This is a genomic window from Mycetocola spongiae, from assembly GCF_020424085.1.
Classification (GTDB): domain Bacteria; phylum Actinomycetota; class Actinomycetes; order Actinomycetales; family Microbacteriaceae; genus Mycetocola; species Mycetocola spongiae.
The window spans coordinates 2,858,331-2,871,601 of the sequence record NZ_CP080203.1 but is presented as its reverse complement, the minus strand read 5'-3'; the positions used below and the strand labels follow the sequence as shown (position 1 = coordinate 2,871,601).

Sequence of the window (13,271 nt, the reverse complement as noted above, 5' to 3'; positions counted from 1 at the left end):
AAAAACGCGCCGCACCCCCGGCGGGGATGCGGCGCGGTCGAGCCTGATGAGGAACGGGTTAGGCCTTTTTCACGATGCTTGATTTAAGCTGCATCGGCCCAAAGCCGTCCACCTTGCAGTCGATATCGTGGCCGTTCACGCCGTCCACAAGCCGAATATTGCGCACCTTTGTGCCCACCTTAATCGACTGGGACTGGCCCTTCACCTTGAGATCCTTGATCACGGTGACGGAATCACCATCGGCCAGCGGCGTGCCAAAGGCATCGGTGATCACGCCGTCGGCGGTCTCGGCCGCCTCCTCCTCGATGCCCCACTCATGGGCGCACTCGGGGCACACCAGGAGCGCACCCATCTCATAGGTATAGGCGCTGGAACACTCGGGGCAGGCAGGCAGGGTTTCGGTCATGCGACCCATCGTAGCCGCCCGGGTTTTCCGGCGCCGCAATCGGGCGTATTCCGCCCTCCCGAAACCCCAGCCTATTTCCGCCGCGTTCTGCTAGGTTTCCCCGTCAGAGCGAGGCACCCGGGCCGAGCTCACCCAGCCGGTAATGCACATATCGGGCCTCACACGGCCCTCGTGCATCACCCAAAGGAAACCACGTCATCTTTCGAGGAGAGCCACCATGAGTAGCCAGATTACCGATCCCATTACCGCGCAGGCCGCCGCCCCGCATACCTCCCGCCCCCGGGTGGTCCGGGCGATTCTCGCCGGGGGCCTAGTCCTCGGGCTGGGGTCCGCCCTCACCCTCGCCGCCTGGAACGATTCCGAATTCGCCGGCGGGCTCTTCTCCGCCGGGTCGTTTAACCTCGAGGGCTCCACCACGGATGGCGCCACGGGGTTCAGCGATCACAACACCACCGCGGGCAACGCCGCCGCCACCCTCACCTTCTCGCTGCCGGTAAACGGAAACCTCTCCCCCGGCAGCACCGTTTTTGCGCCGCTGTGGCTGCGCCTGGCCGCCGGCACCACCGACGCGGCCGAGCTGCGCACCGAGGCCCTCACCACCGTGGATACCGGCGGCGATAACTCCACCCGGCTCGGCTATGGCGTATATGCGCTGAACTCGGCAACCGCCGCCTGCGATGCCACCGGGGTGGCCGCGGGCACCCGCCTGGCCGGCGCGCCCACCCTCGCCACGGATACCGGAATAGATTCCGCCGCGGTGGCGCTCCCGCAGGGTGCCGATACCCACACCGCGGGCGCCGCCACCAAGCTATGCATCGTGGTCACCGCCGCTCCCTCCCTGGCCCAGGGCGGGAGCACCACGGCCACGTGGCAGTTCAGCGCCTCGTCGAAATAGGGCCGGGCATGGCGCGGCACGCGGCCCCACCGGGGCCCACCCCAACGTTTCGATTGCGGGTGCGGGCGCTTCTCGCGGCGGCCCTGGTCCTCGGGGTCGGTTCGGCCCTGACCCTCGCGGCCTGGACCGACCGGGAAAACGCGGCGGGCAGGTTTGGGGCGGGCACCTTCGGCATCGTGGGCAGCACCGATGGCAGCACGTTTGCCGAGCATCCCAGCGATGCGGCGGCCGCCACGCTGGCCTTCACGCCCGGCGGGGCGGCGGCCAGCGCGCTCACCCCGGGACGCACGGTCTACGCGGCGTTCAGTGTGCGCACCACCGCCGATAGCGTGGCGGGAACCATCCTGCTCTCGGCGGCCCCCGGAAACGGCGCGGGTCTCGGCGCGTGGCTGCGCTATGGCGTAAAAACCGTGCCCACCCCGGCCTGCGATGCGGCGAGCTACTCGGCCTCCACGGCGGTGCAGATCGCCGCGGGTTCCCCGCTCACCGCCGGGGGCACGGCCACGAGTGTGCTGCCCGCGGGCGGGACCGGGAGCGTGAATTATTGCTTTGAGTTCACGCTCCCCAGCACCGCCCCCAATGAGGCGCAGGGGTCCAACCTCGGCGGTCGCTGGTCGGTGGATGCCACCTCCAGCTAGTACAAGGAGAAGGAATAAATATGATCTCCAGGAGCGCACGCGTGGCCGGGACCGCGGGCAATATTCTGCTGAATATTGCGGCGGTGGGTGGCGCAATCTGCATCGTCCTGGCGGGCCTCGCGTTTTTCTTTAACATCACCCTGATCATGTTCAAGACGGGGTCGATGTCCCCGGGTATTCCCGCGGGCTCGGTGGCGGTGGTGCGGGAGATCCCGGCCTCCGAGATCGCGGTGGGCGATGTGGTCACGGTGGACCGGGCCGGGGCACTGCCGATTACCCACCGGGTCACGAGCATCACCCCGGGCGGCAACGCGGCCGAGCGCAGCATCACGATGCGCGGGGATGCCAATGCCCAGGACGACCCGGCGCCCTATCTGGTGAGCACGGTCCGCATTATGCTCGCCTCGGTTCCGGGGCTCGCCGCGGTCCTGGTCTGGCTGGGGCAGGCCCCCGTGATCGGCGGCATCACCCTCGCGGCCACGGCCCTGGTGACCTGGGCCTTTTGGCCGCGGGCTGCCTCCCCTCGCCCCCGGGGCGGCGGGCGTGGGGAGGTAGCCGAGGGAGAGCCCCCGCGCGGTCGGCATGCGGCACCCGCAGGTCGGGCTCTTGTGCTGGTCCTGATCGCCGGGTGCGCTGCGGGGCTGGGCCTGCTCCCCGCACCCGCGGCCCGGGCCGCCCCCGCCGGGCCCACGGAACAGGTGATCCGCGGGCGCGCACTCACGCTTATCTCGATCGGCGATCCCGCGCTCATGTCCACGATGGTGCCGGGGCGCACCGAGCTCTGGCAGGTCGGCGTCGAGATGAGCGCACAGATCCTCCCGCCCGTGGAGATCTCGGTATCGGCCACGGGCGATGACGCGCTTGGCCTGATGACCTCGATCAGCCGCTGCGCCACGCGCTGGGTGGGCACAACCTGCGCCGAGGGAGAAACCCGGATCGGCGAGCCCGGCCCCGCGCGCGTGGACGGAATCACCCGGCAGATCGCGGAGCTACGGGACCACACCCCGGCATGGTTCCTCGTTTCGGCCTGGCTCGCACCGGGCCCGCGGGGCGGACACGAGGGCGGCGTGGAGCTGCGCCTCTCCGCCGCGGGCATGGGCGAGGACGGGGGTGAGAGCGAGGTCATCGCCGCACCCGGCACCCGGCTGGGCGCACTACCGCGGGCCGGTTCGGATCTCACGGCGCCTCTCGCCGCGGCCGTGGGCGTGATTCTGCTGGGGGCCGCCGTGGCTCGGCTCGCCGGGGAGGGACAATCGTGACGGCACGTCATGCCCGGCCGCGCCGACGCCCGCGCCTACTCGCTCTGGTTCTGGTGGGAGGGCTGGTGCTCGCCGCGCCGGGGCTGGTCTCGCGGTTCTCCGCCACCACCGCCGAGTGGCGCGACTCCGAGACTGCGGCCGGAATCCTGCGGGCAGCCACCATCCCGCCCGTGACCTCTCCCCTGGCCTGCACCCAGTATGGGGTACTGATGCCCACCTGGATCGTGGTGACCTGGGCCGCCCCCGCATCGCTTCCGGCCGGCGCGGAATACGAGATCCGGGTATCCCTCGGCCCCCGCAATACCCGGCTCTATTCGGCGACCCCCTCGGTGAAATTTGAGGTGGCCCTGCTCACCAATATCCTGGATTTTTTGATTAATCCGGCCAATCCGCCGGCCACCATGGAGGTGCGTCCGGTTCTCCGCGATGCGGGGGGCGCGGTACTGTGGCGCGCGCCGGTGGCCGCAACCCGCACCATCTACTATATTTCGCCCATCCTGGGGCTCCTGCTGGGCGGGTTCCGCTGCGGCAATTAGCGGCGGAAGAGCCGCGCCCAGGGTCCGCGTCGTTCCGGCTTCGGATGTCCCGCGCAGCGGGCCGAGCGGGGCACCCCGGCCAGGGCGCTCTCGATATGTTGGCCGCATCCGGCCCATGTGGGCTTGGCGCAGGTTTTACAGATAATGAGGCGACACAAGATGATTCTCCTTCGTTTCCCCCAATATACCCCAGGGGGTATCGGTCGAGGGTCACACTGATACGATCCGTATATGAGGATCCTCTTTGACGCGCGCTATATCCGGACCGATTTCCACGACGGGATCAGCCGCTATTCCGCCTCTCTCGGCGAGGCCCTGGCCTATCTGGCCCCGGTCACCTTCCTCATTCACGACGACCGCCAGCGCGCGAGCCTCCCGGAGGGCGCGAGCGTGCTGAAGATCCACGCTCCCACCTCCATCCGGGAGCCCTTCACCGCGCGCATCCTCAACCGCTATAACCCCGAGGTGGTTTTCTCCCCGATGCAGACGATGGGCACGGGCGGGCGACGCTTTGGCCTGATCCTGACCCTGCACGACATGATCTACTATCGCCACCGCACTCCCCCGCGCGATCTGGCCTGGCCCATCCGGCTCGGCTGGCGGCTCTTTCACCTGAGCTATATTCCGCAGCGCATCACGCTGAATCACGCGGATGCGGTGGCCACCGTGAGTGAGACCACCGCGCGCGATTTTGAGCGGGTACGCCTGACCAAACGCCCCGTGGTGGTCATCCCCAATGCGCCGCAGCCGCGCGAGGATGCCCCACTCGCCGATATCTCCCGCGCTCCGCGCAATCTGGTGTATATGGGCTCCTTTATGGACTATAAAAACGTCGAGACCCTGATTCGCGGCATGGAGTTCCTGCCCGAACACACGCTGCACCTGCTCAGCCGGATCTCCCCCGCCCGCCGCGCCGAGCTCAACGCGCTTGCCCCCGCGGGCGCCAATATCACGTTCCATAACGGCGTTAGCGATGAGGAGTATCTGGCCGCGCTGCGCGATAACGCCGTGCTGGTCACCGCGAGCCTCGACGAGGGCTACGGCCTGCCCCTCGCGGAGGCGCTTGAGCTCGGGGTGCCCGCGGTGGCCAGCGATATGCCCATCTTCCGCGAGGTCGCGGGCGAGGGCGCCGGCTTTTTTGCCGCCCGCGATCCGCGGGATTTTGCCGCGCGGGTCACCGAGCTCGATGACGCCGCGCTGCGCGCCGAGCGCGTGCGGCTGGGGCTCGAGCATATTGGTCGTTTCTCCTGGACCGCCTCGGCGCAGGCCCTCCTGGATACCATGACCCGGATCGTGGGCCCGGAGCGGGACTAGCGCCGCAGCGTGCGCAGCGAGGGGATCCGTGTCGCGGCAAAGGACCCCAGCGCCGCGAGGATAAAGACGATCATGATGCCCACGCAGTACAGCGCCACCGTGCCATATCCGTTCGCCGGGTCCAGGAACGGATAGGGCACCCAGCCATCGGTGGCACCGCGGGCGAGGACTACCGCGGTCCATACCGCCGGATAGATCAGGGCCACCCAGAGCCGCCGCCAGGCAATAACTTTGCGATCGGCGCAGAGCACCCAGTCCAGCACCGCATAGAGCGGGAAGATCACGTGCAGCACGGTATTGGCCCAGGGCACGGTGGCCCCGCCGGCCTGGCCGATCAGCAGGGTGTTATACACCACACCGATCACGGCCATATAGGACACCGCGCAGGCGCGCAGCAGCGTCCACCCGCGCGTGGGTTCGCGGCCCGCGAGCGAGCGCAGCGCTGCCTCCAGCAGCGCAAAGACCATGAGGATATTTCCCTGCATCGTGAAATATCCGAAGAAGTTCAGCGGGTTTACCGTTTCCCGGGAGGAGGTTTCGATGAACGTGGCCGCAATCGCCGCCGCCACCAGGGCAATCAGGGCCAGGCGCACCACCGCCAGTATCCGCGTGGCCGGGGCTATCTCCGGTGCCGAACCTTCATACATGGGATGTCCCACTTCCGTCTCGGACCCATATTATCGGGCCCGAGACGGCGTGAAAAGGGGGCCGGGCTAGCGGGTGGAACCTGTATGCGTGGCGGGACCCTCGGGCGTCGCGCCGCCCTCATCCGACCAGTCGCTTCCCACCCGGGCATCATGCGCCGGATCGGATTCGTGATCGGCCGGGCGCCGTGCGGCGGGCGCGGTGGAGCGGTGCAGATGCGGGCCGGGCTTTACCTGGACGCCGGGCTTCGGAGTTTCTTCGGTCATGATCTGTTCTCTCCCTCCGAGAGGTATGGGCCTCACGTGTTTCCTGAAACCTACACCCGGGAGCGGCATCGTGGCCAGACCCACCTCCGCGCGGGCCACCCAAAATCGCACCTCACGTTTTATCCCGCCGCGGCGTCTACAGTGTGATGAACATGAAACGGATCTTTGAAACGGTGGTCACCGAGCATCAAGACATGGTGCTTCGGGTGTGCCGCGGCGTGCTCGGCGCGCATGCCGATGCCGAGGATGCGTGGTCCGAAACCTTTATGGCGGCCCTGCGCGCGTGGCCCACGCTGCCCGAGGACACCAATATCGAGGCCTGGTTGGTGACCATCGCGCATCGCAAGGCCATCGATATCACGCGCTCCCGGGCCCGCCGCGCGATCACCGTGGAGCACCTCCCCGAGACCGCCTCCACGCGGGGCATCCCGGGGGAGGAACACGAGCTCTGGGCGGCGGTGCGCGCGCTGCCCGAACGCCAGCGCCTCGCCCTGAGCTATCACTATTTTGGGGGGCTGCCCTATTCCGAGGTGGCCGCACTGATCGGGGGCAGCGCCGAGGCCGCGCGCCGCGCCGGCTCCGCGGGCGTGGCCACGCTGCGCACCCACCACCACACGAAGGGACCCCTGAGATGACCTGGCTACCACCGCAAACCGAGGCCACGACACTTGAGCGACTGCGCGGCCGGCTGGCCGCGGAGGCCGAGCGCGCCGATCTGCTGGGGATCGGCTATCGCACCGTGGATACCCCCGTGGGTTCCCTGCTGCTGGCGGCCACGGAGCGCGGGCTGATCCGCGTGGCGTTTGCCCGCGAGGATCACGATGCCGTGCTGGAGGACCTGGCCACAAGGATCGGCCCGCGCATCCTCCACGCACCCGCCCGCCTGGACGCCGTGGCCACCCAGCTGGAGGAGTATTTTTCCGGCACGCGCACGGGATTTTCAGTGCCACTGGATCACACCCTCTCCACCCCGTTCCGCCGCATCGTGCAGGAGTTTCTCCCGCATATCGGGTACGGCCATACCCTCACCTATCGCGAGGTGGCGGGGCGCGTGGGGAATCCGCGGGCCATGCGCGCGGTGGGCTCCGCATGTGCCACCAACCCCCTGCCGATTGTCCTGCCCTGCCACCGGGTGCTGCGCACCGATGGGGGCCTCGGCGGCTATATCGGCGGGCTGGAGGCCAAAACCGCGCTGCTGGAACTGGAGCACGCGCGATGAGCACGCTGTTTTCAGGGGATTTTCTGCCGCGCGAGCGCAGCACCCCCTCCCCCGGGGCCACCCATATTCCGGGCTGGCTCACGCTGGAGCAGCAGCACTGGATCGTGGAGCGGTTTCGCGAGTGGGCGCGCGGCCCGGTTCCCCCGCGCGCGGCCCGGATCGGTGCCTACCCGATGTCGGTGCGCACGGTCTGCCTGGGCTGGCACTGGCGACCCTATGCCTATAGCCGCGAGGCGGTGGACGTGAACGGCAACCGGGTGCTGGATTTCCCCGAGTGGCTGCTGCAATTGGGCCGCCGCGCGGTGACCGAGGCCACGGGAGATCCCGCCGCGGGTGCGGCCTATACCCCCGATACGGCGCTCGTGAATTTTTATGATTCCGCCGCCAGCATGGGCATGCATCAGGACCGCGATGAGCGCTCCCGGGCCCCGGTGGTCTCGCTCTCGATCGGCGATGCGTGCCGTTTCCGCTGGGGAAATACCGAGGGGCGCGGGCGGCCATATCGTGACCTGGACCTCCTCTCGGGGGATCTTTTTGTTTTTGGTGGGCCGTCCCGGCTCGCGTATCACGGGGTCACCCGGATCGAATCGGGAAGCGCGCCCGCCGGCTGCGGGCTGGAGAGCGGGCGGCTCAATATCACGCTGCGCGAGACGGGACTCGGCGAGTCCTAGGTTTTTTCCGTTTCCGGATGCCGGGTGCCCCGCGGGCAAATACACTGGGAGCGGAACGCGGCAGCAGGCCGCGCCCACCGATCCGGATCGGAGACACTCCCCCATGACCACCTCACCCGCACGCCGCCCCGTTTTTCTCGACTGCGATACCGGCATCGACGACGCACTGGCCCTCGCCCTCCTGCTGGCCTCCCCCGAGATTGAGCTGGTGGGAATCGGCTCCGTGAGCGGCAATACCAGTGCCGAGCGCGGCGCGATTAACACGCTGGACCTGCTGGCCCTGGCCGGGCGCACCGATATTCCGGTGGCCCTGGGCGCACACGATCCGCTGAGCCACCCGTTTAACGGCGGCGTTCCGCATATTCACGGCCATAACGGCATCGGCGATGTCCAGATTCCCGATTCCGGGCGCGAGGTGGCCCCGGTGGATGCCGCGCAGCTGCTGATCGACCTGGCCCATGAGCACGGCGGCGCGCTGGAACTGATCACGATCGGCCCGGTCACCAATATTGCCCACGCCCTGCGCCGCGACCCGGCCCTCGCGGGCCTGATCCGCGAGGTCACCCTGATGGGCGGCGCCGCGATGGTCCCGGGCAATGTGACCCCGCTGGCCGAGGCCAATATTTGGAACGACCCCGAGGCGTTTGCGGTCATGCTGGAGGCCGAGTGGGACCTCGTGCTGGTGCCGCTGGATGTCACGATGGAAAACGTATTCACGGAGGAGGACCGCCAGGCCCTGCTCGCCTCGCCCTCGCCGTTTGCGCAGGCCCTGGGTAATATCCTCGATCTTTATTTCAACTTCTATGTCAGCGTTTATGGGCACCGCAGCTGTGCGCTGCACGATCCGCTCGCCGTGGCCCTCGCGGTGGGCACCGTGACCGCCACACGCGCACCCGCCGTGGACATGGTGGTGGATACCACCGATGGCCCGGGCCGCGGCCAGACCATCTGCGATCTGCGCGCCCAGCGCCTGGGCACGGTGGACACCCCCGGCGTGCGCACGCGCGTGGTGCTGGATACCGATGTTCCGCTGGCCCCGATCCTGCTGCAGCGCATCCTGGACTTCTCCAACGCGCTCCCGCGCGACTAAAAACCACCACCGGCGGCCCCGGACCCCGCGGGGTTCGGGGCCGCCGGCGTTCGTGCGGGGCCTAGCCGGGCTCGCCGGGCCCGGCCTCCAGCCGGCGCATCCCGCGCAGCAGGGCACCCAGTTCGGCCTCGCCCAGGACACCAAAAAACTCGCGATCCGCCGCCTCCACGGCGCCATTGGCCCGGTTGGCCGCCTCGATCCCGGCCGCGGTGGGCTGTACCAGCATCGCGCGCCGGTCCGTGGGATGCGGGGTGCGCAGCACCAGGCCCAGGGCCTCCAGCGCGCGCAGCACCTGCGAGGTCATCATCGCATCGGTTCCGGCCAGCTCCGCGAGCCGGCGCTGGGTCACGGGCGTGCCGTGGTCCATCCAGGCCAGCGAGGCCAGCAGCACAAATTGCACATGGGTGAGGCCGTGCGGGGCCAGGGCCGCCCGGATCCGGCGCTGCCAGGAGTGGGTGACCCGCCACAGGGCCAGGCCGGGGCTGCCCGCGGGATCGGGATAATCGGTTTTCAGGCGCGGGGTCATGGCTCCATCCTCTCGCATAGCGTGTGACCGCGCGCCTCGGGAAGCGCCGCGAGTAGCCCGGTGACGCTCAGGCGCGCGGCGGGGCCCAGTGGGCGGCGCAGGATCCGGGCCCAGAGTGGGCGCAGCGCCCCGTGCACCCGCACGGTCACGCAGATGCGCGATCCCGCGGGATCGGGCTCCACGAGGTGCTCAAATTCGAGGTGCGCACCGGGGAGTGCCGCGCGGTTCGTGAACTCCCGATCGGGCCGCAGCGTGCTAATGATAAATGCCTGCGCCGGGCCGCTGGCAGGGGTGAGCCGGCCGCGTGCGCCGACTATCGCGGGGCCCTCGAACCGCACCGAGGCCACCTCGGGGTCCCAGTCCGACCAGGTCGCGGGATCGGCCCAGCGCGCGTAGATTTCGGCGCAGGAATGGTGGGTGGTGGTCACATAGCTACTCAGAACCGTCATGGAAATAGTATGCGCGCATATAATATTAAAGTCAAAACACGGCGGGCCCGCACGCCCCGAGGGGTGCGCGGGCCCGCCGGCCGATCCCTAGATCACGCGGTCATTGCCACCATCCACCGGCACCTGCGCCCCCGTGGTCACGGCAAATGTCTCGGTGACCATCGAGCCCACCATGCGCGCCACGTTTTTGCTTGTCACCTCGGCCGAGAGCAGGTTGCGACGCTTATAGTCCTCCACGCTCATGCCGTATTTGGCGGCCCGCTCATTCAGCAGATCCTCCGTCCACAGCCCGGTATCAAATACCGCATCCGGGTGCACCGTATTCACGCGGATTCCCGCGGGGGCCCACTCCAGCGCGGCCACGCGGGCCAGCTGGGTCAGCGCGGCCTTGGACGCGGAATACGCCGCGGCCCCGGGACCCGGTGCTGCCACGTTCTTCGAGCCGATCACCACAACCCTGCCACAGCCCGGCGCATGCGCGAGCAGCGGATAGGCCTGCGCAAAGAGCGACTGCACCGAGCCCACGTTGATCGCAAACGTGCGCTCCCACACGGCGGCATCCAGCTCCGAAATCGGCGAGCTCTGGGCAAAGACCCCCGCGGCCACCACCAGAATATCCAGGCCACCAAAACGCTCCACGCCCAGGCGCAGCGCCTCGGCCATGCCCGCCGGATCGCAGACATCGGCCTGTACGCCGAGCCAGCGCGGATCGGAGTGCAGGTCCACCACCGCGGCCGAGATATCCACGGCGATCACGGCGGCCCCGAGGCCCATCAGATACTCGGCACAGCCGCGGCCGATACCCGAGGAGGCACCGGTGACCAGGGCGATCTGCCCGGCCAGCTCCGCGGGGGCACCGCTCATGCGCAGCTTGGCCTGCTCCAGCTCCCAATACTCCACATCAAAGAGGTCGCCCTCGCCAAGCGCGGTATAGGTGCCCACGCGCTCGCTGGAGTCGATGATGTTAAACGTATGCCGCGCGATATCGCGCACGATCTGGGCATCCTTCACGGTATTGCCCACCGAGAGCATGCCAAAACCGGGGTCCAGGATGATGCGCGGCGTGGGATCCAGCAGCGCCACCGGCTCGCTTGAACGATTCTTATTGCGCTCAAAATACGCGCGATACTCCTCCACATAGCCGGCAATATCGGTGCCCACCAGCGGGAGCCGCTTGGTGCGAATCACGTGATCCGGGGTGGCCGGGCCGCGCGAGGCCACCGAGGCCAGATCCGGCCGGGCCACAAATGCCGCGACCTCGGAATCGGTATCGGAGGAGACGATCAGCGCGCGCCCGGCCTGCGCCGAAAGCTCCCCGCGGAGCCGGGCGATACGCTCGGGGTCCAGCGCCTTCACGGGGGCGGCGGGGGCGGACTCGGCCGCGCCCAGGCGCTCCTCGGCGAGCGTGATCAGTTCCACGTGGCGGCCATAGGCCTCCTCCATCGTGTCGCCAAAGGTAAATAGCCCGTGGTTCAGCAGCACCATTCCGCGGGTATCGGGGCCGGCCTGCTCGGCCCAGACCCGGGCGCAGACGCGGGCCAGGTCAAAGCCCGGCATGACATAGGGAATCACCACAACATCGCTGCCGTAGATCTCCCGGATCAGCGCCTCGGGGTTCTCCTGATTGGTGAGGCTCACGATCGCATCGGCATGCGAGTGCAGTACAGCGCGCGCGGGAAGCAGCGCGTGCAGGAGCGCCTCGATGCTCGCATCGGGGGCATCCGAGCGGATCATCGCGCAGCGCAGCTCGTTGACCAGCACACTATCGGTGATCGACTCGATCGACAGCAGCTCGCGCAGCCGGTCCATGCGCAGCGGCGCAAAACCGGCCGGCTCGATCGTGGCCATATTCCAGCCGCTGCCCTTCACATAGAGCACCTCTACCTCGGCGCCGGTGACATCGGTCACGGTGTCCTTAATGGAGGAGTTACCGCCGCCGTGCAACACCAGGTCCTCGTGGGCGCCGATGGTGCGCGATCCGCGCACCACCTCCGCGAGTGCTCCGGTTTCGCTCCGGGTCGGGGCGAGAGACTGCCACAGGTTTTTCATGATGTCCTTAGGTGTGTAGTGAAGCGAGGGGAAGAGGAGGGGTGACTAGGCCTTGCCATGGCTCGAGCGCGAGCGGCGCGAGACGGCATCGAGGATCACCGCGAGCAGCAGAACCGCGCCGGTCACCATATAGCGGAACGAGGAGTCCAGGTTCATCAGGGTCAGGCCGCTGGAGATGGACTGGATCACGATGATTCCCAGCAGCGCGGCAAAGGCCGAGCCGCGGCCACCAAAGAGGCTGGTTCCGCCGATCACCGCGGCGGCGATCGCGTTCAGGTTGACGTCTCCCGCGCCGCTGCTCTGCGAGGAGGCGGCGAGGCGTCCGGCGGCCATCAGCCCACCAAAGGCGGCGAGCGAGGAACACAGGATAAATACCGAGGTATATACGCTCTTAACCCGGATTCCCGAGCGGCGGGCGGCCTCGGCGTTGCCGCCCACGGCGAAGACCGAACGGCCCCACGCGGTGCGGGTATAGGCATAGTTCATGATCAGCACCAGGGCGATGAACAGCACAAACATCCAGCCGATTCCCCGGGCCTGGTTGAGATACCAGGTCACAAAGAGCAGCGGCACGGCCAGCGCCGCGGTCTTCACAAAGATGCTGGTGCGGGACTGGGCGGAGAGCCCGGCCCGGGTGCGGCGGCGCGCGGTGGCCAGGGCCATTGCGGCATAGCCGGCCACGGCCAGCACCACGAGGGCATAGGACAGCGGCTCGGAGACAAACGCCTTCTGACCAAACCAGACCAGGCCCGAGTCAAACGGAATATTAATGGTTCCCGTGGGTCCCAGGACAAAAAGCTGCAGGCCCAGGAAGCCCAGCAGACCCGCGAGGGTAATCACAAATGTCGGAACACCAAAGCGGTTGTGGATCTGGCCATAGAGCCAGCCGATCAGCGCACCCGCGGCCACGGCCGCGAGCATCGCGAGGATCAGGGGCCAGCGCTGGTTGACAAACGTGACGCCCACGATCGCGGCGGCCAGGCCCGAGACCGAGCCCACGGAGAGGTCGATCTCACCCACCAGCAGCACACCCACGATGCCGAGGGCGATGATGCCGATGGCGGCGGATTCCATCGCGAGGTTAACGAGGTTTCCGGGGGAGAGGAAAAACGGGTTCAGGATCTGGAAGATGGTCCAGATCACCAGCAGCCCGATGATCACGGGCAGCGAGCCCAGATCACCCGAGCGCACCCGGTCGATGCCGTTCGCGATCGCGCCGCGCACGCCGCTGCGGGTGCGCAGGCGCTCGTCCTGAAGATCGGTGGCCACGGGAGGGGCGGAGGATTGAGTATCGGTCATGATCGGTTC

General features: G+C 68.1%; 16 protein-coding genes. 9 read left to right on the top strand and 7 right to left on the bottom strand.

What is annotated here, in order from left to right; genetic code table 11:
• Window positions 1-58 precede the first annotated feature (58 nt).
• On the bottom strand, window positions 59-406 hold the full coding sequence (locus KXZ72_RS13200; RefSeq protein ID WP_226081393.1) for a zinc ribbon domain-containing protein YjdM: 348 nt from the start codon (window positions 404-406) through the stop codon (window positions 59-61).
• 217 nt (window positions 407-623) lie between these two features.
• Between KXZ72_RS13200 and KXZ72_RS13195 the strand changes: the two genes are divergently transcribed.
• The 5 genes from KXZ72_RS13195 (at window position 624) to KXZ72_RS13175 (ending at window position 5,048) form a co-directional block, all read left to right on the top strand.
• A complete protein-coding gene (locus KXZ72_RS13195) occupies window positions 624-1,301 on the top strand; it encodes a SipW-dependent-type signal peptide-containing protein (RefSeq protein ID WP_226081392.1) in 678 nt (225 codons plus the stop codon).
• Window positions 1,302-1,360: 59 nt separating this feature from the next.
• Window positions 1,361-1,939 carry a SipW-dependent-type signal peptide-containing protein gene (locus KXZ72_RS13190; protein ID WP_226081391.1) on the top strand — a complete coding sequence of 193 codons (579 nt, stop codon included), beginning with the start codon at window positions 1,361-1,363 and terminating at the stop codon, window positions 1,937-1,939.
• 20 nt (window positions 1,940-1,959) lie between these two features.
• Window positions 1,960-3,198: a S24/S26 family peptidase gene (locus KXZ72_RS13185; RefSeq protein WP_226081390.1), complete on the top strand. Its 1,239-nt coding sequence runs from the start codon at window positions 1,960-1,962 to the stop codon at window positions 3,196-3,198.
• Window positions 3,195-3,734 carry a hypothetical protein gene (locus KXZ72_RS13180; protein WP_226081389.1) on the top strand — a complete coding sequence of 180 codons (540 nt, stop codon included), beginning with the start codon at window positions 3,195-3,197 and terminating at the stop codon, window positions 3,732-3,734. The genes KXZ72_RS13185 and KXZ72_RS13180 overlap by 4 nt, the downstream gene beginning before the upstream one ends.
• 231 nt (window positions 3,735-3,965) lie before the next feature.
• Window positions 3,966-5,048, top strand: a complete 1,083-nt coding sequence (locus KXZ72_RS13175; RefSeq protein ID WP_226081388.1) for a glycosyltransferase family 4 protein — start codon at window positions 3,966-3,968, stop codon at window positions 5,046-5,048.
• Here KXZ72_RS13175 and KXZ72_RS13170 read toward each other — a convergent pair.
• On the bottom strand, window positions 5,045-5,695 hold the full coding sequence (locus KXZ72_RS13170) for a Pr6Pr family membrane protein (protein WP_226081387.1): 651 nt from the start codon (window positions 5,693-5,695) through the stop codon (window positions 5,045-5,047). The genes KXZ72_RS13175 and KXZ72_RS13170 overlap by 4 nt on opposite strands.
• Before the next feature lie 66 nt (window positions 5,696-5,761).
• Window positions 5,762-5,959: a hypothetical protein gene (locus KXZ72_RS13165; RefSeq protein ID WP_226081386.1), complete on the bottom strand. Its 198-nt coding sequence runs from the start codon at window positions 5,957-5,959 to the stop codon at window positions 5,762-5,764.
• A 152-nt stretch (window positions 5,960-6,111) separates the two neighbouring features.
• On the opposite strand from KXZ72_RS13165, the gene KXZ72_RS13160 reads away from it, so the two are divergent.
• From KXZ72_RS13160 to KXZ72_RS13145, 4 genes are all read left to right on the top strand, one after another.
• Entirely contained in the window at window positions 6,112-6,594 is a 483-nt protein-coding gene (locus tag KXZ72_RS13160; protein WP_226081385.1) for an RNA polymerase sigma factor, read from the top strand.
• Window positions 6,591-7,178 carry a methylated-DNA--[protein]-cysteine S-methyltransferase gene (locus KXZ72_RS13155; protein ID WP_226081384.1) on the top strand — a complete coding sequence of 196 codons (588 nt, stop codon included), beginning with the start codon at window positions 6,591-6,593 and terminating at the stop codon, window positions 7,176-7,178. Before KXZ72_RS13160 ends, KXZ72_RS13155 begins: the two co-directional genes overlap by 4 nt.
• On the top strand, window positions 7,175-7,849 hold the full coding sequence (locus KXZ72_RS13150) for an alpha-ketoglutarate-dependent dioxygenase AlkB family protein (protein ID WP_226081383.1): 675 nt from the start codon (window positions 7,175-7,177) through the stop codon (window positions 7,847-7,849). The genes KXZ72_RS13155 and KXZ72_RS13150 overlap by 4 nt, the downstream gene beginning before the upstream one ends.
• A gap of 103 nt (window positions 7,850-7,952) precedes the next feature.
• Window positions 7,953-8,939, top strand: a complete 987-nt coding sequence (locus KXZ72_RS13145) for a nucleoside hydrolase (protein ID WP_226081382.1) — start codon at window positions 7,953-7,955, stop codon at window positions 8,937-8,939.
• A gap of 61 nt (window positions 8,940-9,000) precedes the next feature.
• Here the strand turns inward: KXZ72_RS13145 and KXZ72_RS13140 are convergent, their stop codons facing one another.
• From KXZ72_RS13140 to KXZ72_RS13125, 4 genes are all read right to left on the bottom strand, one after another.
• Entirely contained in the window at window positions 9,001-9,465 is a 465-nt protein-coding gene (locus KXZ72_RS13140; RefSeq protein WP_226081381.1) for a MarR family winged helix-turn-helix transcriptional regulator, read from the bottom strand.
• Complete coding sequence (locus tag KXZ72_RS13135) at window positions 9,462-9,914, bottom strand: SRPBCC family protein (RefSeq protein ID WP_226081380.1); 453 nt, start codon at window positions 9,912-9,914, stop codon at window positions 9,462-9,464. Before KXZ72_RS13135 ends, KXZ72_RS13140 begins: the two co-directional genes overlap by 4 nt.
• Window positions 9,915-10,001: 87 nt before the next feature.
• Entirely contained in the window at window positions 10,002-11,963 is a 1,962-nt protein-coding gene (locus KXZ72_RS13130) for a bifunctional aldolase/short-chain dehydrogenase (RefSeq protein WP_226081379.1), read from the bottom strand.
• Window positions 11,964-12,008: 45 nt separating this feature from the next.
• The gene (locus tag KXZ72_RS13125; protein ID WP_226081378.1) at window positions 12,009-13,262 is read right to left on the bottom strand and encodes a sugar ABC transporter permease; all 1,254 of its coding nucleotides are present in this window, start codon (window positions 13,260-13,262) and stop codon (window positions 12,009-12,011) included.
• Between the last annotated feature and the right edge of the window lie 9 nt (window positions 13,263-13,271).